The following is a 20669-nucleotide window of genomic DNA, read 5'->3' on the forward strand; positions in this document are numbered from 1 at the left end:
GGGAGGCGCGGCGGTCGGCCCGCCGCGCCTCCGGTCCGTCAGAACTTCACCGTCGCGCCGGCCCAGAAGGTGCGGCCGGGACCGGCGACGCCCTGGAGGACGCCGGTGGTCTTGAAGGTGGTGAAGTCGACCCCGCCGAGCGGCAGCACGTAGGACTGGTCGAGGATGTTGTCGACGCCGACGTCCAGGCGGACGTTGTTCCACTGATAGCCGCTGCGCCAGTTGAGGAGGGCATAGCCCGCCGTCGTCAGCTCGCGCCGCGTCTCGGAGACGTCGGTCTTCTCGGCGACCATCTGCACGTCGACGTGGTTGGTCCAGGCGCCGAGACAATGATCGAGGCCGATCCGGCCCTCGAGCGGCATCACCCGATAGAGCCCGTCGCCGGTGTCGAGGTTGCGGCCGTGGGTGTAGGAGAGCCGTCCGGTCAGATCGAAGCGGCCCCAGGTCTCCGACGACCAGATCTTCGCCGCCGCCTTGGCGTCGAAGCCCCAGAGCTCGGCGTCGTGGTTGGCGAACTTCAACAGAACGAACGGGTTGGGCGCGCTCCAGCTGGTCGAGGTGATGCGATCGGCGTCGATGTAGTTCTCGACGTAGCTGTAATAGGGCGTCACCTCGAGGCTCCAGGCCTCGCGCGCCGCGTCGTGCAGCTTGAAGGTCGCGGAGAGCGTGTGGGCCACTTCCGGCTTCAGGTCGATGTCGCCGACATAGCCGTTGGCGTCGCCGAACCAGGTGGTCATCGACGCGGCCATGCGGCTCGACGACCACGCGTAGCGTTCGTAGAGGTTCGGCGAACGGGTCTTGCGGGCGTAGCCGAACTCGGTGTCGAGCCGCTCGTTCGGGGTCCAGCGGGCGAGCGCCGTCAGGTCGAAGTTGACGTCGGTCTTGGCGTGGCTGCGCGCGTTGAAGGCGGCGGCGTCGAGCGGATAGAGGAACATCGCCGGCATGTCGGTGCGGGTGTTGTAGCCCTGCACGTCGCCGGTATCCATCCAGACGGTGTCGTTGCGGACGCCGAACAGGGTCTTCCACTCCTTCGACCAGACGTGTTCCCACTCGACGAAGGTGCCGAGCCGGATGCGGCGGCCGTCATGGATGTTCTCGAAGGTGTTGCAGCACATGCCGGCCTTGCCGGTCACCGGCGGCCACCAGTCGTCGAGGGTCGTCGCCTGCAGCTCGTTGCCGATCCGGATCACGTCCTCTTTCGACCAGTCGACGTCGCCCTTGACCGACCAGCCGAGATCGTTGCCGCGCGTGTCCATCGGCATGCCGGTGGTGGGGGTCGATCCGCCCTTGTCGGCGAGGAAGTTCATGACGTGGTCGGTGTGATGCCAATAGGCGCGGGCGTCGATCCGCCCCCACGAGGTGTCGCCCTGATAGCGCAGGGTTCCGAACACGCCGCGATTGTCGGTCATGTCCATGCGCTGATTGACGAAGCCCTGATAGGGGATGTGCTGGAACCCGCCGGAGATCGAGAAGAGCCCGTCGGCGGTCTTCTTCGACAGGGTCAGCAGATGGTTCTGGGTGGCATATTCGGTCGAGCGCACCATGACGTCGCCGCCGGCGCGGTAGTTGCGCGCCTGCGAGGCCGAGCCGGAATAGTCGAGCGCCCATTCCGGGGTCGCCAGCGAAAGCGTCGCGGAGGTGCCCATGCCGTCGCCGTTGGAACGGTAGAAGGCGGAGACCGAGCCGTGGACGGTGAAGGCGGCGCCGGGCGCGGCGAACTGCGGTGCCTTGCGCTCGACGATGATCGAGCCGGCGATGGAATCGCCGCCCTTGGAGACCGGGGTCACGCCCGAGAGCACCTCGACCGAGCCGATCGCCGAGGGGTCCACATAGGAGAGGGGCGGGTTCATGTGGTTGGCGCAGGCCGAGGTGATCGCCATCCCCATGGTGAGGACGTTGATGCGGTCGTCGGCGAGCCCGCGCATCACGGGAAGGCTGGAGACGCCGCCGCCGGCCGCCGCCTGGACGCCGGGGATGGCGGTCATCATCGCGCCCGTGTCGGGGCTCGCCGCGCTCGCCTCGGCGAGCGGCGTGCCGGTCAGCGTGAAGGCGCCGAGCGGCGAGGCGAGGCCGGTCGCGCGTCCCGCCGGGGCGGGCGCGGCCGGCCTGTCGGCGGTCACCACCACCTCGGGGAGGGGCGCGGTGTCGGCGGGAGCGGCGAGGGCGGGAAGCGAGGCGCCGAGTACGGCGGAGAGCGAGAGGAGCGCGGTGCTCCCCATGAATCGAAGACGGATCATGATCGTATCCTGAGACGGCACGGCGCGGCGAACGGCGCGTGCGGCCGAGGGAAGGCGCCGTCGTGCCTCGTGAGGCATCGACGCGCGCGGCTCGTCGTCGTCAGGAGAGAGCGGGCGGGGCGCGGCCGCGAATGTGATCGAGCAGGCGCGGCGCCACCACCGCCTCGACGTCGAGGCGCCACTGGACGATGCGGCCGGCCGGCGTCGGCATCGGCGGCAGCGCGATCGCGGGCGGCGGGGCGATCCCGCCGGCGGCGACCAACTGGCACAGGCCGCAGGCGTCGCCGTGGCGCACCACGACCGGGTCGACGGTGGTGCGCCGGTCGAGGGTGACCTGATCCTGGGCGCAGACGATGATGTCGACCAGCGGGTCGAAGGTCATCCGCATCATCGCCGCGCTCGATCCCACCGGCGCGAAGATCTGAACGATCATCGCCAGTGCGATCAGAAGCCGGCCGATGTGGACGGAACGACCCGACATGGAACCCCCTTGCTCGATCGAGCCGTAACATCCCGGCTCCCTCGCGCCAATAGGCGGAATTCCACGTATCCACGATGCCGGCGGCGGCGTGTCGTCACATCGTCGTCGCGACCCGGCCGTCGGTGCCGACGAAGATCGCCGAGATCCCCAGCCGCTCGGCGAGGGCGAGCCCCTCGCGCCGGCCGCGCACCATCAGTGCCGTCGCCCAGGCGTCGGCCGCCATGCAGGTCGGCGCCGTCACAGTGACGGCGGCGAGGTCGTTGTCGAGCGGCGCCCCGGTCCTCGGGTCCATCGTGTGCGACAGGGTCCGGCCCGCGACCTCGACGACGTGACGGTAGTTGCCCGAGGTCGCGATCGCCGCGTCGCGCAGTTCGATCAGACCGAGCAGATCCCGGCTCTTGCCGTCGGGCCGTTCCTGACCCACCGCCCAGGCCGTCCCGCCCGGCTTGGTGCCGGCGGCGCGCAACTCCCCGTCGATGCCGACGAGGAAGGAGGAGAGGCCGGAGCGTTCCGCCTCGCGCGCCAATTCGTCGACGCCGAACCCCTTGGCGATCCCGGAGAGATCGATCCGGAGCGGCGCCAGCTTGCGCACCCGGCGTGCCGAGGGGTCGAGGATCAGCGTCTTCGGCGGCTCGAACGAGGGCCGGCCGGCGATCGCGGCGATCGCCCGTCCGTCGGGCGTGCGGGTGCCGCCGCCGAAGCCCCAGGCACGGACGAGATCGCCGACCCCGACGTCGAAGGCGCCCTCCGAGAGACGGCCGATCTCGAGCGCCGCGCCGAGGACGCCGAAGAGATCCTCCGGAACCTCGATCCAGGCGCCGACCGGAGCGGCGTTGAGCCGCTCGAGATCGGAGGTCGGCCGCCACGTCGACATCTGCCGCTCGACCCGCTCGACCGCCGCCTGGAGGCGCGCCGCCAGTCCGGCGGAGTCGAACCCCGCGTCGGCGAAGAAGACCGCCGACCAGCGCGACCCCATGGTCGGCCCGTTGAGGGCGAAGCGGTGCGAGGGTTCGGTCGGATCAATAGACGTCTTCGACATAACGGCCCTCCGAGCGCAGCGTGGCGAGGTCGAGCCCGACCGGACGAACGATCGCCTCGAGCGTATGGGTCACCGCGAGCGCCATGTCGCGGCCGCCGCACACCAGCACCTGGGCGCCGTGCAGGATCAGGTGACGCAGCCGATGGGCATCGGCGGCGATCCGGTCCTGGACATAGGCGCCGTCGCCGGGATCGCGCGAGAAGGCGGTGCTGAGCGAGGTCAGCCGGCGTTCGGCGAGATGCTGGGCGAGCTCGTGCTCGTAGAGGAAGTCCGACGACGGGCTTCGGCCGCCCCAGTAGAGATGGACCGGACGTCCCTGGGCATTGGCGCGGACGAAGCCGGCGAGCGGCCCGATGCCGGCGCCCGCGCCGATCAGGATCAGCGGCGCGAGGCCCTGGTTCGGACGGAAGGTCGGATTGGCGCGGATGAAGGCGTCGATCCGCTCGCCCGGCTCGAGATCGTGGAGGAAGGTCGAGCAGAGGCCGCCCGGCTGCAGGCGCACGCAGATCTCCAGGACGCCGTCTTCGGTCGAGGAGGCGAGCGAATAGAACCGCGGCATGGTCTCGCCCGGCGGCAGGATGCCGACGAGGTCGCCGGCCTCGAAGTCGGGCAGACGGGCCGGCCGTCCGGTCCGCTCGTCGGTCGGCCCGCAGAAGCGCAGGATCGCCACCGGCGCGCCGACCGCGACCCCGTAGTCCTCGCGCTCGACGAGCTGGAGGGCCTGGGTCTTCGGCCGTTCCGCGACGTGTTCGAGCACGAGGTCGTGGCCGAGCGCAGCGCCGAGGTCGCGACCCCATTGGGCGAATTCCTGGGCCGAGCGCCGGTCGATGCGCTTCATCGGCACGAGCCGGGGGAAGCCCTTCGCGTCGAGCCGGGCGGCGACGTCCTGAGCGAAGCGGGCGAAGTGGGGGAAGGTGCGATCGCCGAAGCCGAGCACCGCCACCGGCATCCGCCCCTCGAACCGCTCGAGGCGCTGGAGGAAGGTCTTGGCCGAGGTCGGCGCGGCGCCGTCGCCCCAGGTCGCGGTGAGGATCAGGAGGCGGCGCGCCGAGGCATGCGCCGAGGAGAGATCGTTCATGGCGGCGGTATGGACCCGGTGGCCGGCCGCCGTCAGGGCCGCGTGCAGGGTCGCGGCGAAGCCCCAGGTGGTGTTGCCCTCGCTGCCGACCAGGATGACGGTATCGGCCGAGCGCGCCGCGACGTTGCGGGCGATCCGCGGCCGCGCCGAGCGCCGCCGGAACCACATGGCGATGCCGGTGACGGCGAAGACCGGGACGGCGGCCGAGGAGAGGCCGAGCAGCAGGCCGAGCGCCCAGGCGCCGCGTCCGGTGTGCAGCATCTCCATGGTCCGGCCGACCCGCTCGAGCGTCGTCGCCGGCGTGAAGGCGAGACGTTCGCCCGTCGCCGGATCGATCGTCGCCTCGCCGGCGTCGGTGCGCAGGCGGAACGTGTCGGCCGGATCGCCGGCCGCCGGGAAGGAGAGTTCGCGCAGGCTCCCGACGTCGACGCCGCGCAGCGCGGCGAGGCGGTCGATCGGGGCGGGGGTCCCGCCGCTCGCCTCGGCGACCGCGCCGGCGGCCTCGCTCTCGGGCAGGAGCCCGAAGGTCGATGCGGTCATCCACAGTCCGGTCGAGGCCGAGAGGACCAGACCGAACACGGCGATGCGGCCGAGTTCGCCGTGCAGCCGCTCGGAGAGCGTGCCCCGGATCGGCCGGAACATGGCGCCGAGGCCGCCGAGGCGGGTCACCAGCAGGGCGCCGCCGGAGATCGCCAGCACCAGCATCGCCGCCGCCGCGACCGCCACCGCGATCCGCCCGGCGTCGCCCGCCAGGAGCGAACGGTGCAGATCGACGATGAAGCGCGAGGTCGCCGAGGGCACGTAGGGCCCGAGGCCGGCGCCGGTCTTCGGGTCGATCCGCTCGAGGCCGTCGGTCTCGCCGTCCGTGTAGGCGGCGGTGACGGTCCCGTCGGCGCGCACCCGGATCGTCTCGACGGCGCCGTGGCGCGCCGCGACCGCCGAGGCGAGATCGGCGACCGAGGTGCCGCTCTCGATCGTCGGCACCGAGAGCCGAGCGATCGTCGGCTCGAGCGAGAGCACCGCGCCGGTCAGGGCGACGAAGGCGAGGCCGAGGGCGAGCACGACGCCCGGCAACGAGTGGAGACGGCGAAGCATGGGGTTCTCCGATCGCTCAGAACGTGACCGAGAAGGATTTGACGTAGCCGCGTCCGCCGACCGCCTTGCCGGAGGCCGAGGTGGCGAGCGGGACGACGATTTCGGAGGGGTTGTCGCGACCGTCCTCGACGGCGGTGTCGACGTGGATCTGATAGCCGGCGTCGATCATCGCGTCGGCGATGTCGAGGCTGATCTTGAGGGTGCGGCCCGAGCCGATGCTGGCTCCGGTGATGCCGTCGACTTGCGAGGCGGCGCCGCCGGAGGCGCGCTGCCAGTCGGAGAGGTGGCGCCAATATTTCGACTTGGCGCCGGCCAGCCACAGCGTGCCCTTGTACTTGCCGGCGGCGTCGGTGACCCACAGCACCACATAGGCGCCGTTGCCGCCGTAGTTCTTGAGGGTGGTCTCGAAGGTGACCTGCCGGGCCTCGGCGAGCGTGGGGGCGACGAGGGCGGCGGTCGCGGCGAGGGCGGAAAGGGCGAGTTTCATGAAATCTGTTCCTCGATGGGACGTGAGGGGGGTGGGGCGGCCGGGGATCCGGCCGCCGGTCACTTGACCTCGACCTTGGGGCGGGCCTTGCCGTTGAAGAGGCCGTTGTCCGGCACCGGCGCGGCGGGGTCGGTCGGGCCGGTCGGGGAGACCGCGCCCATCGCGCCACCCGTCGCGCCGCCCTCGTCGTCGTCGTCCTCGTCGTCGTCGTGGTGGCGCTTGCGCTCGTGATGGTCCTTGCGGCCGTGATCCTTGTCGGCGACGCGCACCCGCGCCTCGCCGCGCTCGGCGGTGGCGGCGTGGGACCGGCCGGCGAGGCCGAGGCGATCGGCGAGGTGGACGTCGTCGGCGGTGGCGGCCAGCGCCGCGACGGCGGTGCCGAGAAGGAGGGTGGTTCCGAGCAGGATGCGCGTCTTCATGGGTGTCTCCCGTCTGTCGTGACGAGGAGACCTTCGTCGGCGCGCCTGACGCCGACCTGAAGGGGGCGCGGAAAGGCGTTCAGCTTCCCGTCAGGCTCGCGGCGAAGTCGTGGCGAAACGCACCGTGGCGCGGAAGCCGTCGGCCGCCCCGGGGATCGGCGAGGCGAGATCGAGGCCGAGCCCGGCGCCTCGGCAGATCGCCGCGGCGATGGCGAGGCCGAGCCCGGAGCCGTCCGAACGGGTCGGACCGCGTTCGAAGGGACGGGTGAGGAGCGCCAGCCGATCGGCCGGCACGATCGCGCCGCGGTTGGAGACGACGAAGGCGCCGTCGTCGAGCCGGACCGTCACCGGCGTGTCCGGCGCGCCGTGTTTGACGGCGTTCTCGACCAGATTTCGGGCGAGGATGGCGAAGGCGTCGGCGTCAAGATCGGAGACCGGCCCGCCCCCCGGCGCGATCCGGACGTCGAGCCGGTCGTCGCAGTCGGTCTGCCGCGCGACCTCCTCGATCACCAGCCGCAACACCGGCGCGAGCGGCGCGGGATGTTCGGCGAGGAGGCCGCCGCCCTCGGCCTTGGCCAGTTGCAGGAGCTTCTCGGAGAGACGGGCGAGGCGCCGGAGCGCGCCGGCGATCGCCTGGGCCCGTTCCCGGGCCGCGCCCTCCGGCAGTTCGGCGAGGAGACGCTGGGTCTGGGCGAGGGCGGCGGCGATCGGCGTCCGCAATTCGTGGGCGCTGTTGGCGGTGAAACCGCGTTCCGCCTCGAGCGTGCCCCTGAGGCGCTCGATCAGCGCGTCGACCGCCGCCGCCACCGGCGTCAGCTCGTCCGGCAGGCCCGACGAGGTCACCGGCGAGAGATTGCCGCGCCCGCGCCCCTCGATGGCGCGACGGAACGCGACCACCGGGCCGAGCGTCAGCCGCACCATCATCCACACCCCGAGGAGGGCGATCGGCACCAGCGCGAACAACGGCCAGACCAGCGCGGTGACGGCGCCGCGCACGGCGGCCTCGCGATGGCCGAGTTCCTCGGCGGTGGTGACGACGATCGTGCCGCGCACGGCCGCCTCGGAATAGGTACGCAGGCGCTCGGTGGTGAGGAAGCCCGGCGCCGTGGCCTTCGGCAGCCGCGCCGGATCGGCGTCGCTCGATTGCAGGAGGACCCGGCCCTCGCCGTCGCGCACCACCCAGGTGATGGTCTCGCGATGCGTGCCGATCGGCGCCATGTGCTGAGTGGTGCTGTCGGCGTCGCGCGCCAGCACCTCCGAATAGGCGAGCGGCAACACCCGCTGCGCCACCTCCTGGAGCGCGCTGTCGAAGACTTCGTCGATCTCGCGGCGCAGCACCAGCCCGGCGAGCGCCGCCGCGCCGAGCCACAACAGCGCGATCGCCACCGCCAGGCCGAGGGCGAGGCGGGTTCTGAGGCTCCAGGTCGCCCGCGCGCCGCTCACGGCGCCCCCCCGGGACGGCCGAGCCGATAGCCCATGCCGCGCACCGTCTCGATCACGTCCGATCCGAGCTTCTTGCGCAGCCGGGCGATGTAGACCTCGATCGTGTTGCTCTCGATCTCGGCGTCGAAGGAATAGAGCCGTTCCTCGAGTTGCGGCTTCGACATCAGCTGATTGGGCCGCTGCACCAGCGCCTCGAACAGCGACCACTCGCGCGCCGTCAGCGAGACCGCGCGTCCGTCGCGGCGCACCGACCGTGCCGCGAGATCGACCTCGAGCGGACCGATCGTGACGAGCGGATTGGGATTTCCGGCGTAGCGCCGCCCGACCGCCTTGATCCGCGCCGACAGTTCGAAGAGGTCGAAGGGCTTGACCAGATAGTCGTCGGCGCCGGCGTCGAGCCCGGCGATCCGGTCGGAGATCTGATCGCGGGCGGTGAGAATGACGACCGGCGTGACGTCGCCCGCCGCCCGCCGCGCCTTGAGGAAGTCGAGGCCGCGCCCGTCGGGCAGCATCAGGTCGAGCAGGACCAGATCGAAGGCGGCCGAGAGGATCGCCTCGCCGGCGGCGTCGAGGCGCTTGACCCAGTCGACGGTGTGGCCGTCGGCGGCGATCTGGTCGCGCACCGCCTGACCGAGCATGGGATCGTCCTCGACGAGAAGAATGCGCATGGGCCGCCTCGATGGGGTCGCCTCGATGGATGTCGCGCCACCCTATCGCGCCGAGGCCGTGAACGGATCCCCCCGTTTGCGCGCGCGCGTTCAGCCGGCCTTCAGGTCCGCGTGCCATGATCCCTTCGCTTGGTATGGAGTGAGAATCTTGGCGAGAGCTCTGGTGTCGTCGTCGTTCGCGATCGTGTTCGCGGCTCTCATCGCATCGCCATCGGCCTGGGCCGATCGCCGCTGCGCCGTGCCGCTCGCCGATTGGCAGCCGCGTCAGGCGCTCGAGAGCCGTCTCGCCGCCGACGGCTGGACCGTGCTGTCGATCCGCAGCGACGACGGCTGTTACAAGGTCTTGGCGAAGAACGCGCGCGGCGAGGTGATGAAGGCCAAGTTCGACCCCGCCACGCTGGAGCGCGTCACCGGCGATCGTCACGGCCACGGCGACCGCGACGACGACCGCGGCGGCGACGATCACTGAGCCTCACGGCGAGGCCGGCCCCCTGGAGAGATCCCGAGGAGCCGAGGCCCGCCGCGGGCTCCGCCGATCAGCCGAGCCAGCCGCCGATGTCCTCCGCCTTGGGCAGGCCGCCCGCGTGGACCACCTTGCCGTCGACGACGATGCCCGGGGTCGAGGCGATGCCGTAGCCGGCGATGGCGGCATAGTCGGTCACCTTCTCGATGGTGATGGGGATGCCGAGCCGATCGGCCTCCGCCTGCACCATCTCGGCGGTGGTCTGGCAGCGTTTGCAGCCGGGGCCGAGCACCTTGACGTCCTTCATGGGGTCTTCTCCTTGCCTGCCCTCACACGAAGAGGGCGTTGAACAGCCAGCCGACCGCGAGAATGCCGGCGCCGACGACGGCGATGAACACGGCGATCAGTTTCGCGGTCAGAACCTTGCGCAGGATGATCATCTCGGGCAGCGACAGCGCGATCACGCTCATCATGAAGGCGAGCACGGTCCCGAGCGCCGCGCCCTTGGTGAGCAGCGCCTCGACCACCGGGATGATGCCGGCGGCGTTGGAATACATGGGGATGCCGACGATCACGGCGGCGGGAACCGACCACCACGCCTCGCGTCCCATGATCGCGGCGATCAGATCGACCGGCGCCCAACCGTGGATGAAGGCGCCGGCGGCGATGCCGACGATGATCCACATCCACACCTTGCCGACGATGTCCTTCACCGCGTCGATGCCGGCGCGGATCCGGTCGACCACGGTCACGGTCGCGACCGGCAGATCGGCGGCCCCGGCCCGCACGTTCAAGACCCATTCCTGCAGCCAGCCCTCGAGATGCAGCCGCCCGATCACCCAGCCGGCGACGATGGCGACGCCGAGCCCGAAGCCGAGATAGGTCAGCGCGATCTTCCAGCCGACCAGCGCGAACAGGAGCCCGAGCGCCACCTCGTTGACCATCGGCGCGGCGATCAGGAACGAGAAGGTGACGCCGAGCGGCACCCCGGCCGAGACGAAGCCGATGAAGAGCGGCACCGCCGAGCACGAGCAGAACGGCGTGACTATGCCGAGCGAGGCGGCGGCGACGTTGCCGATCCCCTCGCGGCGCCCGGCGAGGAGCGCGCGGGTGTGTTCGGGCGAGAAGAAGCTGCGCACGATCCCCATGGCGAAGACCACGAGCGTGAGCAGCATCAGGACCTTCGGCGTGTCGTAGACGAAGAAGGCGACGGCGTCGGCGGCATGGCTTCCCGGCGTCAGCGGCAGCGCCGCGACGACCGCGTCGGCGAAGCCCGGCAACAGGCCGTAGACGAAGAACCAGGCCGCGACGAAGGCCACGGTTCCGCCGACCCACAGGCCGGTGTGGGCGTTCGGTGCCCCCCTCGGGGCCGGCGCGGAACAGGCGTTGGTCATGCGGCTTCCTCCTCGTCTTCGACGGCGGCGACCGGCAGCGCCAGAACCGCGTCGACCACCGCGACGATCAGCGGATCGAGGCGGGGCTTGCGGCGATAACGAACCCATTGGGCGTCGCGGCGGTCGCCGACGAGACCGGCGGTCTTCAGCGCGCTCATGTGTCGCGACATCCGCGACTGGCTCGCGCCGAGCTTCCCCATCAGTTCGCAGACGCAGTGCTCCTGCCCGTCCCAAAGGAGACGCAGCGCCTCGAGGCGGGTCGGATCGGACAGCACGGACATCAGGTCGGTGGGGCTCATCGCGGGGTCCTGCTCGTGTACGGCGACGCCGAATGTGAAAATGCGGACTGGCGCATATGCTGAGAGGAGAATGGACGCATGTCAATCGAGGGACAACACGGATCTCGCATTTTCATCGATAAATCGACGACCGTGGATATATGAAAGGATGCCGAAGTCCGTCCCACCTTCGCCACCGTCGTCGGCCCGCCGGTCGACGTTCTCGTGAGGATCGCGCCGGTCGATGTGGCGTCGTGGACGCGAGGGCGGTATGTCCCGAAGGACCGGACCACCCGACCCCGATCGCCGCGAGAGGAACCGAGATCCATGACCGTCGTCGTCTACCACAACCCGAAATGCGGCACCTCGCGCAACACCTTGGCGCTGATCCGCCACGCCGGGATCGAGCCCGAGGTGATCGAATATCTGAAGACGCCGCCGTCACGCGAGCGCCTCGTCGAGCTGATCGCCGCCATGGGCGTGCCGGTGCGCGCCGTCATCCGCGAGAAGGGTACGCCCTACGCCGAGCGCGGCCTCGCCGACCCGAGCCTGACCGACGATCGGCTGATCGACGCGATGATCGCCGATCCGATCCTGATCAACCGGCCGATCGTCGTCACCGAGAAGGGCGTGCGGCTGTGTCGTCCCTCCGAGCTGGTGCTCGATCTCCTGCCGGCGATGCCTGGGGCCGAGTTCCGCAAGGAGGACGGCGAACGCGTCCTCGATGCCGAGGGCCGTCCGGTCGCCGGCCGAAGCTGATCTCCTTCTCGTCCCCGTCGGCGCGGCTCTCGCCCCGGCGGGGACGAAAGGTGAAGAATTCATATCGATTGAAAGCAGAATGAAAGCGGAGGTCGGCATCCTGCCTCCCGAGCCTCCCCGGTCCCGAGCGCGGGACGAGAAGGGAGGCGTGGAAACGTCAGGAGAACGACATGTCTTTCAAGACCTGGGCGGCCGCTTCCGTGGCCCTCGCGACGATCACCGCGGCCGCGACCCCCGCTCTCGCGCTCGACAAGGTCACCATCATGGTGGGCGGCATCGAGAAGCAGATCTACCTGCCCGCCAAACTGACCGAGCAGCTCGGCTTCTTCAAGGAAGAGGGCATCGAGGTCGAGCTCCTCTCCGAGCCGGCCGGCGTCGACGCCGAGAACGAGATGCTGGCGGGCGCGGTCCAGGGCGTGGTCGGCTTCTACGACCACTGCGTCGACCTCCAGGCCAAGGGCAAGTTCGCCATGTCGGTGGTGCAGTTCTCGCGCGCCCCCGGCGAGGTCGAGATGGTCTCCACCAAACACCCCGAGATCAAGTCCCCGGCCGACTTCAAGGGCAAGTCGCTCGGCGTGACCGGGCTCGGCTCCTCCACCAACTTCCTCACCCAGTATCTGGCGGTGAAGAACGGCGTCGCGCTCGGTGAGTTCACCACGCTGCCGGTCGGTGCCGGCACCACCTTCATCGCCGCCATGCAGCAGGACAAGATTCAGGCCGGCATGACCACCGAGCCGACCATCTCGCGCCTCCTGAAGACCGGCGACGCGGCGGTCCTGATCGACATGCGCACGCCGGAAAAGACCAAGGAAGCCCTCGGCGGCACCTATCCGGCCGCATCCCTCTACATGTCGGCGGCCTATGTCGAGAGCCACAAGGCCGAGGTCCAGAAGCTCGCCAACGCCTTCGTCAAGACGTTGAAGTGGATGTCGACCCATTCGGCCGAGGAGATCACCGACAAGATGCCCAAGGACTATTGGGCCGGTGACCGCGCCATGTACGTGAAGGCGATCGCCGACGGCAAGGCGCAGTTCACCACCGACGGCGTCATGCCCGAGGACGGCCCGGCGACGGTCCTCGCCGTGCTCTCCGGCTTCTCCAAGAACGTCAAGGGCAAGCAGATCGACCTCGCCAAGACCTACACGACCGAATTCGTGAAGAAGGCGCAGTGATACCGGCGTGAGGAAGAGTCGACTCGCCGGACTCTGTTCGGCTTCACCCTGAGGTGCCCGGCCGCAGGTCGGGCCTCGAAGGGTGAAGCCTCCACGGAGGGTGCCTCTCGGCCCTTCGTCCCTCGAGACGCGCCTTCGGCGCTCCTCGGGATGAAGGCCCTCCGCACCAGGTCCGACGGGTCGGAATTTTCCGCACTCCGAACGAGATCCGCGGACCGGCCCCGGCCGCTCCGAGAAATCCCTCTCTCTCCCGATCCCTTCTCGGACGGCGGCGCGGCGACGCGTCGGCCGCAGGAGCCCCATGGCCACGATTTCTCCCCCCGGTGACGGCCCGGCCGTCGAACTGATCGACGTCGAGCGTCGCTTCCTCACCCCCGACGGCCGCTCGATGACGGCGATCCGCGATTTCTCGATGACCGTCGGTCGCGGCGAGTTCGTCGCGGTGGTCGGCCCGACCGGCTGCGGCAAGTCGACCACCCTCGGCCTCGTCTCCGGCCTGTCGCGGCCGACACTGGGGGCGGTGCGGATCTTCGGCGAGCCGGTGACGGGGATCGATCCGCGCGTCGGCTTCGTCTTCCAGACCGACGCGCTCTTTCCCTGGCGCACGGTGGTCGACAACGTCGTCGCCGGCCCGCTCTTCCGTGGGCGGTCCAAGGAGGAGGCCTACGAGGGCGCGCGCTCCTGGCTGAAGAGGGTCGGCCTCGCCAAGTTCGAGAACCACTATCCCCATCAACTCTCCGGCGGCATGCGGAAGCGCGTGGCGCTCGCCCAGACCTTCATCAACGAGCCCAAGATCCTGTTGATGGACGAGCCCTTCTCGGCGCTCGACGTGCAGACCCGGGTGGTGATGCACGAGGAGCTTCTGAACCTGTGGTCGGAGCAGCAGGCCTCGGTGATCTTCGTCACCCACGACCTCGAGGAGGCGATCGCCCTCGCCGACCGGGTCTATGTGCTGACCAACGGCCCGGCCACGGTGAAGTCGATCTACACGATCGATCTTCCGCGCCCGCGCGTCGTCGCCGACATTCGCTACCAGCCCCGCTTCATCGAGATCTCGCACACGATCTGGAACGATCTGCGCGAGGAAGTTCAGGCGGGCTATTCCCGCTCGGCCGCCTGAGGAGGGACGCCATGACCGACGTCACCACGCTGCCCGCCGCCATCGGCGAAAGTCTCGCCGCCGGCGAGACCCCCGGCGCCCGCGCCGCGCGCCTGCGCCATTACAAGGTCCTCGCCTGGCGCTGGGCCATCCTGGTCGCCTTCCTCGGCGGCTGGGAACTGACCGCCGCGACCGGCCTGATCGATCCCTTCTTCTTCTCCCAGCCGACCGCGGTCGTCGCGCGGCTGTGGGAATGGATGACCGAGGGCACCGCCGAGGGACCGCTGTGGTTCCATCTCTGGGTGACCATGGAGGAGAGCCTCATCGGCTTCTTCACCGGCGCCGCCGCCGGCATCGTGGTCGGCATCGCGCTCGGCCGCAACCGCATGCTGGCCGACGTCTTCTCGATCTACATCAAGGTGATCAACTCGATCCCCCGCGTCGTGCTGGCGCCGATCTTCATCATGATCTTCGGCCTCGGCCTCGGCTCGAAGGTGGCGCTCTCCTTCGTCATGGTGTTCTTCGTGGTCTTCTCCAACGCCTTCCAGGGCGTGCGCGAGGCCGACCGCAACATGATCGCCAATGCCCAGATCCTCGGCGCCTCGCCGTGGCAGCTGACGCGCTCGGTGATCGTGCCCTCGGCGATGAGCTGGATCTTCGCCTCGCTCCACGTCTCCTTCGGCTTCGCCATCGTCGGCGCCATCGTCGGCGAGTTCGTCGGCTCGCGCTACGGCATCGGCCTGCTGATCAACGTCGCCAAGGGCTCCTTCGACGCCGCGGGCATGTATGCCGCGATCGTCATCATCATGGTGGTGGCGCTCGCCGCCGACTGGGCGATGACCCGGCTCGAGCACAAACTCGCCAAATGGCGGCCGCAGCCGCACGGCGAACAGACCTGACCGGCGCCTCCCACGGAAGACCGCGACCACTCGACCTCGCCCCCTCCGGGGCGGGGTCTTCTTTCCCTCACGCCGACACCGGAAACCGCACCATCACCCTGAGGCCCGATCGCCCGTCGGCGCGCGGCCCGAGGGCGATCGTCCCGTCGTGGGCGGCGATCGCCTCGCGCACCACCGAGAGGCCGAGGCCGGTGCCGCTCGGATCGGAGCGATCGAGCCGGTGGAAGCGCTCGAACACCTGCTCCCGCTCGGCCTCGGGAATCCCCGGCCCGGTGTCCTCGACGGTGAGCTCGATCGCGCCGTCCCCGGAGGTGAGCCGCACCACCACCTCGCCGCCCTCCGGCGCGTGGCGCAGCGCGTTCTCGACCAGATTGACCACGATCTCGCCGAGCAGGGTCTCGTGACCGACGAAGGGGAGGGCGGTGGCCTCGGTCTCGAAGGCGAGATCGACGCCGCGCTCCAGCGCCAGTGGCGCGAGATCGTCGAGCCGGCCGCGCAACACCGCGACGAGATCGAGCGGCGCCTTGCGCAGGGCGTCGGTGCCGCGCTCGGCGCGGGCGAGCGACAGCAGTTGATTGACGAGGCGGTTCATCGCCCCGACCGAACGGTCGACGGCGCGCAGCGCCTCGCGCGCGGCCTCGGGGCTCGCCTCGGCGAGACCGACGTTCGCCTGGGTCTTGAGGATGGTCAGTGGCGTGCGCAACTGGTGGGCGGCATTGGCGACGAAACGGCGTTGGATCGCCACGTCGCCCTCGATCCGCACGAAGGCGTCGTCGAGCGCGGTGGCGAGGGGGCGGAGTTCGTTCGGCAGCGCCTCGTCGGCGAGCCGGTCGGGACGCTCGGGATCGCGCGCGAGGACGCGGTCGCGCAGGCGCGTCAGCCGGGCGAGCCCCCGCGTCAGTCCGTAGACGGCGAGGACGCAGGCGGCGGCGACCAGCAGCACCTGATCGCGCAGGGCCTTGAGCCAAAGTTCCGAGACCAGCCGATCGTGGTTCCTGAGCGTCGAGCCGACCACGACCAGACCGTTGCGGGTGCCGGCGGCCGAGACGATCGGCTGCGCCAGCGCCACCGCGCGCACCGGCCGCCCCTGGAACATCCCGTCGAAATGCATGGGCGCGAGCCCCTTCGGCGGCGTCGGCGGCATCGGGCCGTCGGCATAGCCGGTGATCAGGTCGCCGTCGGGGTCGAGAACCCGATAGACCACCCGGTCGGGCTCGTCGGAAACGAACATCTCGAGCGCCGCCGGCGGGATCGGCGCCTCGATCACGTCGTCGATGCTCTGGATCCGCTCGGCGATCACCCGCGCCGAGGCCGTCAGCGTGCGGTCCTGGACGAGATCGGCGGTGGAGCGGGCGTCGAGATAGGTGGTTCCGACGTTGAACGGCACCAGCGCCGCGAGCGGCACGCCGAGACGCAGCAAGAGTTCGGTCCGAAGGCTCGCCCGCCTCATCGCTCGGTCCCGAGCAGATAACCGAGGCCGCGCATCGTCACCACCGCGACCCCCGACCCCTCGAGCTTCTTGCGCAGCCGGTGGACGTGGATCTCGATCGCCGCCGGATTGGCCTCCTCGTCGACGCCGAACACGGTGTCGTAGAGGCTCTCCTTGCGCACCGGCTTGCCGTTCTTGAGGATCAGCGCCTCGAGCACCGCGCTCTCGCGCGGGGTCAGCGCCAGCGGCGCCTCGGCGAGGGTGAAGGCGCGGGTGGTGCCGTCGTAGACGAGCGGGCCGAACCGCACCTCCATCGCCCGGTTGGGGCGGGTGCGGCGGAACTGGGCGCGGATCCGCGCCTCGAGCTCGCTCGGCTCGAACGGCTTGATCAGATAGTCGTCGGCGCCGGCGTCGAGGCCGCGCACCCGGGCGCTGACCGCGTCGTTGGCGGTGAGGATCAGGACCGGCGTCGCCGTGTCGCGGGCGCGAAACCGCTTCAGGATCTCCCAGCCGTCGAGGCCTGGCAGATCGAGATCGAGGATCACCAGATCGTGGCCGCCGATGCGCAGCGCGGCCTCGGCCTCCTCGCCGTCGTGGACGAGGTCGATCGTGTAGTTCTCGCGGCGCAACAGCCGAGCGAGCCATTCGGCCAGCTCGCGATTGTCCTCGGCCAGAAGCAGACGCATGGGACGCGACCACGGGCGCGTCGGCGGGCCCGTCCCACCGATCGGGCGGTGATCATGACCCTGTCGCCCCGCCCTCGGCAAGGGTGGGACGCGCGCCGTCGGCGCGCGAGGCGATCCGCGACCTTGGTCGAAAATCGCGGCACCGAGACGATCCGTCGTCGCGACCCGGCTGGCGGGCGAGCGCCGGCGGGATTATCGTGTGGCCATGTTCAACGAAGACGAACTCGAGCGCTACGCGCGCCACATCGTGCTCGCCGACGTCGGCGGCCCCGGTCAGCAGAAACTGAAGGCGGCCCGTGTGCTCGCCATCGGCGCCGGCGGTCTCGGTGCGCCGATCCTGCAATATCTCGCCGCCGCCGGCGTCGGCACCATCACCACCGTCGACGACGACACGGTGTCGCTCTCCAATCTCCAGCGCCAGGTGATCCACGGCACGCCCGATCTCGGCCGCCTCAAGGTCGAAAGCGCGCGCGACGCCATGCTCAGGATCAATCCCAACGTCGTGGTGAACACGGTCGCCGCCCGCTTCACGCCGGCCAACGCCGCCGCCCTCGTCGCCGATCACGACGTCGTCGTCGACGGCTCGGACAATTTCACCACCCGCTTTCTCGCCGCCGACACCTGTTTCGCGGTGGGGCGGCCGCTGGTCACCGCCGCCGTCTCCGAATTCGACGGGTCGATCACCACGCTGAAACCCTACGAGACCGGCGCCGACGGCGAGCCGAACCCGAGTTGGCGCTGCCTCTTCCCCGAGCCGCCGCCGCCCGGTCTGGTGCCGGCCTGCGTCGAGGCGGGCATTCTCGGCGCCGTCGTCGGCGTGCTCGGCACGCTCGCCGCGACCGAGGTGCTGAAGCTGATCACCGGCGTCGGCGAACCGCTGATCCGCCGCTTCCTGATGGTCGACCTGAAGACGATGCGCTTCGACACGATCGACTACCACCGCAACCCGAACACCACGGTGCCGAAGGTCCCCCAACCGGCGTGAGTCGGCGAGAGGAACGAGGGTACGGCGTGAGCCGGCGAACGGGGAGAATGTCCGGCGCGAGCCGGGTGGGATCACCCGTTCCGCCGGACCGTCTCACATGCCCCGGATCTGCGGGCGCAGGCTGCGCGAGGCCGGTTCCTTCATGGTCTCGCGCCACGGCGCGGCGCGATAGACGCCGAGGATCCGATAGTCGGCGAAGAAGCCGAGTTCCTCGAGCGCCAGCGTGAGGCCGCGCTCGCTCGGATGGCCCTCGACGTCGGAGAGGAATTGGGTCGCGGTGAAATAGCCGTCGACCATGTAGCTCTCGAGCTTGGTCATGTTGATGCCGTTGGTGGCGAAGCCGCCGAGCGCCTTGTAGAGCGCCGCCGGCACGTTGCGCACCTTGAAGACGAAGGTCGTCATGATCGGCCCGACGCCCGGCGCCGCGCGCAGATCCTCCTTGGAGAGGATCACGAAGCGGGTGGTGTTGTGATCCTGATCCTCGACGTCGGCCTTGAGGATGTCGAGGCCGTAGATCTCGGCGGCGAGCCGCGAGGCGATGGCGCCCCGGGCCGGATCGGCGGCCTGCGCGATCTCGCGGGCCGAGCCGGCGGTGTCGGCGCCGACCACGGGCTTGAGGCCGAGATCGCGCAAGTGTTCGCGGCACTGGCCGAGCGCCTGCGGATGGCTCTGCACCGACTTCAGGCCGGCGAGCGTCGCCCCCTTCGGCGCCACCAGCTGATGGCGGATCGGCAGGAAATACTCGCCGATGATGTGCAGGTTCGACTGCGGCAGCAGATGATGGATGTCGGCGACGCGGCCGGCGATCGAATTCTCGATCGGGATCATGCCGAGATCGGCGGTGCCGTTCTCGAGTTCGGCGAAGCAGTCCTCGAAGGTGGCGCAGGGGATCGCCTCGAAGTCGGGATAGACCTCGCGGGCGGCGATGTGGGAATTGGCTCCCGGTTCACCCTGGAAGACGATCTTCTTGCGGCCGGTCATGACGGGTCCTTCGCGGAATGGTCGCCGTTGCCGGCGGAGAGAATGGCGCGGGCGCGCTCGAGATCGTCGGGCGTGTCGACGCCGAGGGGAACGGTGGCGACGATCTCGACGTCGATCCGCATCCCCGCCTCGAGCGCCCGGAGCTGCTCGAGCTTCTCGCGGCGCTCGAGCGGCGAGGGGGGCAGGCCGACGAACCGTTCGAGCGCGGCGCGACGATAGGCATAGAGGCCGATGTGGTGGAAGAGCGGCCCCTCGCCCCAGGGCGCGGTGGCGCGGGTGAAATAGAGGGCGCGCAGGCGCGTGTCGCCGATCGGCGATCCCACCACCTTGACCACGTTCGGGTTGGTCCGCTCCTCCTCGCGCACGATCTCGGCGGCGAGCGTCGCGACGTCGACGGCGGGATCGGCGAGCGGACGGACGGCGGCGCGGATCGCCGCCGGGTCGATCGTCGGCAGATCGCCCTGGACGTTGACGATCGCGTCGTGGCGGCCTTGCGCGTCGAGCCGGCCGAGCGCCTCGAAGATGCGGTCGGAGCCGGAGGGGTGGTCGGCGCGGGTCATCACCGCCTCGCCGCCATGGTCCTTGACCGCCGCGAAGATGGTCGCGTCGTCGGTGGCGACCGCGACCGGGCCGATGTCGGCCTCGCACGCGCGGCGCCACACCTGGACGATCATCGGCACGCCGCAGACGTCGGCGAGCGGCTTTCCGGGCAGGCGCGTCGCGGCGAGGCGGGCCGGGATCAGGACGAGAGGCGAGGGGTGGTCGGTCGGCATCGGCGGGGTCTCGCGGTCGCGCCGTCGCGGCGCGACGACGAGAAAACGTGCGTCCTTATAGATATGGACAGGCTCGCGGGAAAGCACGTAGTGTCCCGCTCGACGCCCCAGACCTTCGGCGAACTCGACTCGGCCGGCTCGGTGGAGGAGAAGGAGAGGCGTCGTCGGACCGGAGAGCGAAGGCCGCGACGTCGATCGGCGCGGTGACAAGGGGCGGAGCAACCCATGGATTTTCACGAGATCAACAAGTTCGCCGGAGCGCTCTTCGGCGCCGGCATCTGGGCGATGGTCGTCGGCATGACCTCGAGCTTCATCTTCGAGCCGGAGATGCCGACCAAGCCCGGTTACGCCGTCGCCGCCGCCGGTGAGGCTCCGAAGGCCGCCGCGCCCGCCGCCGCCAAGGTCGAGCCGATCGACGTTCGCCTCAAGACCGCCGACGCCGCCCGCGGCAAGAAGGTCTTCTCCAAGTGCACCTCCTGCCACGGCAACGACAAGGGCGGCCCGGCCAAGGTCGGCCCCAATCTCTACGGCGTCGTCGGCGGCCCCAAGGCGCACATGGAAGGCTTCAAATATTCCGGCACCATGGCCGATCGCGGCAAGGCGGGCGAGAAGTGGACCTTCGAGGACCTCGATCACTTCCTCGCCAACCCCAAGGGCTTCGTCCCCGGCACCGCGATGGGCTTCGCCGGCCTCCCCGATCCCGGCGACCGCGCCGACGTGATCACCTTCCTGAATTCGATGTCCGACGCTCCGGTGGCGGTGCCCTGAGCCGGCGCCCCCCGCGTCCCTACGTCATGTCCGTCG

General features: G+C 70.2%; 22 protein-coding genes. 7 read left to right on the forward strand and 15 right to left on the reverse strand.

Going from position 1 to position 20669, the window contains the following annotated elements; translation table 11 throughout:
- Positions 1-38 precede the first annotated feature (38 nt).
- The 8 genes from J3S89_RS15535 to J3S89_RS15570 form a co-directional block, all read right to left on the reverse strand.
- Positions 39-2237 carry a TonB-dependent receptor gene (locus J3S89_RS15535; RefSeq protein WP_230489200.1) on the reverse strand — a complete coding sequence of 733 codons (2199 nt, stop codon included), beginning with the start codon at positions 2235-2237 and terminating at the stop codon, positions 39-41.
- A 100-nt stretch (positions 2238-2337) separates the two neighbouring features.
- Positions 2338-2718, reverse strand: coding sequence for a DUF2946 family protein (locus tag J3S89_RS15540; protein ID WP_217928637.1), 381 nt, complete (start codon positions 2716-2718; stop codon positions 2338-2340).
- Between the two features lie 94 nt (positions 2719-2812).
- Entirely contained in the window at positions 2813-3757 is a 945-nt protein-coding gene (locus J3S89_RS15545) for an FAD:protein FMN transferase (protein ID WP_217928639.1), read from the reverse strand.
- Positions 3738-5930, reverse strand: coding sequence for a PepSY domain-containing protein (locus tag J3S89_RS15550; protein ID WP_217928640.1), 2193 nt, complete (start codon positions 5928-5930; stop codon positions 3738-3740). Before J3S89_RS15550 ends, J3S89_RS15545 begins: the two co-directional genes overlap by 20 nt.
- Positions 5931-5946: 16 nt before the next feature.
- Positions 5947-6417 carry a DUF2271 domain-containing protein gene (locus tag J3S89_RS15555; protein ID WP_217928642.1) on the reverse strand — a complete coding sequence of 157 codons (471 nt, stop codon included), beginning with the start codon at positions 6415-6417 and terminating at the stop codon, positions 5947-5949.
- 59 nt (positions 6418-6476) lie between these two features.
- The gene (locus tag J3S89_RS15560) at positions 6477-6836 is read right to left on the reverse strand and encodes a hypothetical protein (protein WP_217928643.1); all 360 of its coding nucleotides are present in this window, start codon (positions 6834-6836) and stop codon (positions 6477-6479) included.
- 90 nt (positions 6837-6926) lie between these two features.
- On the reverse strand, positions 6927-8279 hold the full coding sequence (locus J3S89_RS15565; protein ID WP_217928644.1) for a sensor histidine kinase: 1353 nt from the start codon (positions 8277-8279) through the stop codon (positions 6927-6929).
- Entirely contained in the window at positions 8276-8947 is a 672-nt protein-coding gene (locus tag J3S89_RS15570) for a response regulator transcription factor (protein ID WP_217928645.1), read from the reverse strand. Before J3S89_RS15570 ends, J3S89_RS15565 begins: the two co-directional genes overlap by 4 nt.
- Positions 8948-9110: 163 nt before the next feature.
- On the opposite strand from J3S89_RS15570, the gene J3S89_RS23195 reads away from it, so the two are divergent.
- Entirely contained in the window at positions 9111-9416 is a 306-nt protein-coding gene (locus tag J3S89_RS23195) for a PepSY domain-containing protein (protein WP_230489199.1), read from the forward strand.
- A gap of 67 nt (positions 9417-9483) precedes the next feature.
- Here the strand turns inward: J3S89_RS23195 and J3S89_RS15580 are convergent, their stop codons facing one another.
- The 3 genes from J3S89_RS15580 to J3S89_RS15590 are packed head-to-tail and all read right to left on the reverse strand — an operon-like array spanning position 9484 to position 11103.
- Entirely contained in the window at positions 9484-9717 is a 234-nt protein-coding gene (locus tag J3S89_RS15580) for a thioredoxin family protein (protein WP_217928646.1), read from the reverse strand.
- A gap of 22 nt (positions 9718-9739) precedes the next feature.
- A complete protein-coding gene (locus J3S89_RS15585; protein ID WP_217928647.1) occupies positions 9740-10804 on the reverse strand; it encodes a permease in 1065 nt (354 codons plus the stop codon).
- Positions 10801-11103 (reverse strand): ArsR/SmtB family transcription factor, encoded by a 303-nt coding sequence (locus J3S89_RS15590; RefSeq protein ID WP_217928648.1) that lies wholly within the window; start codon positions 11101-11103, stop codon positions 10801-10803. Before J3S89_RS15590 ends, J3S89_RS15585 begins: the two co-directional genes overlap by 4 nt.
- Positions 11104-11409: 306 nt before the next feature.
- Here J3S89_RS15590 and arsC point away from each other — a divergent pair, with 306 nt between their 5' ends.
- The 4 genes from arsC to J3S89_RS15610 all read left to right on the forward strand — a co-directional run bounded on the left by arsC (position 11410) and on the right by J3S89_RS15610 (position 15011).
- The gene (arsC, locus tag J3S89_RS15595; RefSeq protein WP_217928650.1) at positions 11410-11841 is read left to right on the forward strand and encodes an arsenate reductase (glutaredoxin); all 432 of its coding nucleotides are present in this window, start codon (positions 11410-11412) and stop codon (positions 11839-11841) included.
- A 170-nt stretch (positions 11842-12011) separates the two neighbouring features.
- On the forward strand, positions 12012-13013 hold the full coding sequence (locus tag J3S89_RS15600) for an ABC transporter substrate-binding protein (protein WP_217928652.1): 1002 nt from the start codon (positions 12012-12014) through the stop codon (positions 13011-13013).
- 301 nt (positions 13014-13314) lie between these two features.
- Positions 13315-14133, forward strand: a complete 819-nt coding sequence (locus J3S89_RS15605) for an ABC transporter ATP-binding protein (RefSeq protein WP_217928653.1) — start codon at positions 13315-13317, stop codon at positions 14131-14133.
- Between the two features lie 11 nt (positions 14134-14144).
- Positions 14145-15011, forward strand: a complete 867-nt coding sequence (locus tag J3S89_RS15610; RefSeq protein WP_217928654.1) for an ABC transporter permease — start codon at positions 14145-14147, stop codon at positions 15009-15011.
- Positions 15012-15078: 67 nt separating this feature from the next.
- On the opposite strand, the gene J3S89_RS15615 is transcribed toward J3S89_RS15610, so the two are convergent.
- Positions 15079-16461, reverse strand: a complete 1383-nt coding sequence (locus J3S89_RS15615) for a sensor histidine kinase (RefSeq protein ID WP_217928655.1) — start codon at positions 16459-16461, stop codon at positions 15079-15081.
- Positions 16458-17126 (reverse strand): response regulator, encoded by a 669-nt coding sequence (locus tag J3S89_RS15620; RefSeq protein WP_217928656.1) that lies wholly within the window; start codon positions 17124-17126, stop codon positions 16458-16460. Before J3S89_RS15620 ends, J3S89_RS15615 begins: the two co-directional genes overlap by 4 nt.
- A 205-nt stretch (positions 17127-17331) precedes the next feature.
- Between J3S89_RS15620 and moeB the strand changes: the two genes are divergently transcribed.
- Positions 17332-18111, forward strand: a complete 780-nt coding sequence (gene moeB / locus J3S89_RS15625; RefSeq protein ID WP_217928657.1) for a molybdopterin-synthase adenylyltransferase MoeB — start codon at positions 17332-17334, stop codon at positions 18109-18111.
- Between the two features lie 93 nt (positions 18112-18204).
- On the opposite strand, the gene J3S89_RS15630 is transcribed toward moeB, so the two are convergent.
- Entirely contained in the window at positions 18205-19092 is an 888-nt protein-coding gene (locus J3S89_RS15630; protein WP_217928658.1) for a prephenate dehydratase, read from the reverse strand.
- Entirely contained in the window at positions 19089-19865 is a 777-nt protein-coding gene (locus J3S89_RS15635; protein WP_217928659.1) for a 3-deoxy-manno-octulosonate cytidylyltransferase, read from the reverse strand. The genes J3S89_RS15630 and J3S89_RS15635 overlap by 4 nt, the downstream gene beginning before the upstream one ends.
- Positions 19866-20090: 225 nt before the next feature.
- On the opposite strand from J3S89_RS15635, the gene J3S89_RS15640 reads away from it, so the two are divergent.
- Complete coding sequence (locus tag J3S89_RS15640) at positions 20091-20633, forward strand: c-type cytochrome (RefSeq protein WP_217928661.1); 543 nt, start codon at positions 20091-20093, stop codon at positions 20631-20633.
- Positions 20634-20669 lie beyond the last annotated feature (36 nt).

Source organism: Pinisolibacter aquiterrae, assembly GCF_019160155.1.
In the GTDB taxonomy this organism is placed as follows: Bacteria; Pseudomonadota; Alphaproteobacteria; order Rhizobiales; family Ancalomicrobiaceae; genus Pinisolibacter; species Pinisolibacter aquiterrae.

Bases quoted from the DNA above. Each gene is read 5' to 3' on its own strand.
- J3S89_RS15535 (WP_230489200.1), bottom strand. From the start codon at position 2,237: ATGATCCGTCTTCGATTCATGGGGAGCACCGCGCTCCTCTCGCTCTCC.
- J3S89_RS15540 (WP_217928637.1), bottom strand. From the start codon at position 2,718: ATGTCGGGTCGTTCCGTCCACATCGGCCGGCTTCTGATCGCACTGGCG.
- J3S89_RS15545 (WP_217928639.1), bottom strand. From the start codon at position 3,757: ATGTCGAAGACGTCTATTGATCCGACCGAACCCTCGCACCGCTTCGCC.
- J3S89_RS15550 (WP_217928640.1), bottom strand. From the start codon at position 5,930: ATGCTTCGCCGTCTCCACTCGTTGCCGGGCGTCGTGCTCGCCCTCGGC.
- J3S89_RS15555 (WP_217928642.1), bottom strand. From the start codon at position 6,417: ATGAAACTCGCCCTTTCCGCCCTCGCCGCGACCGCCGCCCTCGTCGCC.
- J3S89_RS15560 (WP_217928643.1), bottom strand. From the start codon at position 6,836: ATGAAGACGCGCATCCTGCTCGGAACCACCCTCCTTCTCGGCACCGCC.
- J3S89_RS15570 (WP_217928645.1), bottom strand. From the start codon at position 8,947: ATGCGCATTCTTCTCGTCGAGGACGATCCCATGCTCGGTCAGGCGGTG.
- J3S89_RS15580 (WP_217928646.1), bottom strand. From the start codon at position 9,717: ATGAAGGACGTCAAGGTGCTCGGCCCCGGCTGCAAACGCTGCCAGACC.
- J3S89_RS15585 (WP_217928647.1), bottom strand. From the start codon at position 10,804: ATGACCAACGCCTGTTCCGCGCCGGCCCCGAGGGGGGCACCGAACGCC.
- J3S89_RS15590 (WP_217928648.1), bottom strand. From the start codon at position 11,103: ATGAGCCCCACCGACCTGATGTCCGTGCTGTCCGATCCGACCCGCCTC.
- arsC (WP_217928650.1), top strand. From the start codon at position 11,410: ATGACCGTCGTCGTCTACCACAACCCGAAATGCGGCACCTCGCGCAAC.
- J3S89_RS15600 (WP_217928652.1), top strand. From the start codon at position 12,012: ATGTCTTTCAAGACCTGGGCGGCCGCTTCCGTGGCCCTCGCGACGATC.
- J3S89_RS15605 (WP_217928653.1), top strand. From the start codon at position 13,315: ATGGCCACGATTTCTCCCCCCGGTGACGGCCCGGCCGTCGAACTGATC.
- J3S89_RS15610 (WP_217928654.1), top strand. From the start codon at position 14,145: ATGACCGACGTCACCACGCTGCCCGCCGCCATCGGCGAAAGTCTCGCC.
- J3S89_RS15615 (WP_217928655.1), bottom strand. From the start codon at position 16,461: ATGAGGCGGGCGAGCCTTCGGACCGAACTCTTGCTGCGTCTCGGCGTG.
- J3S89_RS15620 (WP_217928656.1), bottom strand. From the start codon at position 17,126: ATGCGTCTGCTTCTGGCCGAGGACAATCGCGAGCTGGCCGAATGGCTC.
- moeB (WP_217928657.1), top strand. From the start codon at position 17,332: ATGTTCAACGAAGACGAACTCGAGCGCTACGCGCGCCACATCGTGCTC.
- J3S89_RS15630 (WP_217928658.1), bottom strand. From the start codon at position 19,092: ATGACCGGCCGCAAGAAGATCGTCTTCCAGGGTGAACCGGGAGCCAAT.
- J3S89_RS15635 (WP_217928659.1), bottom strand. From the start codon at position 19,865: ATGCCGACCGACCACCCCTCGCCTCTCGTCCTGATCCCGGCCCGCCTC.
- J3S89_RS15640 (WP_217928661.1), top strand. From the start codon at position 20,091: ATGGATTTTCACGAGATCAACAAGTTCGCCGGAGCGCTCTTCGGCGCC.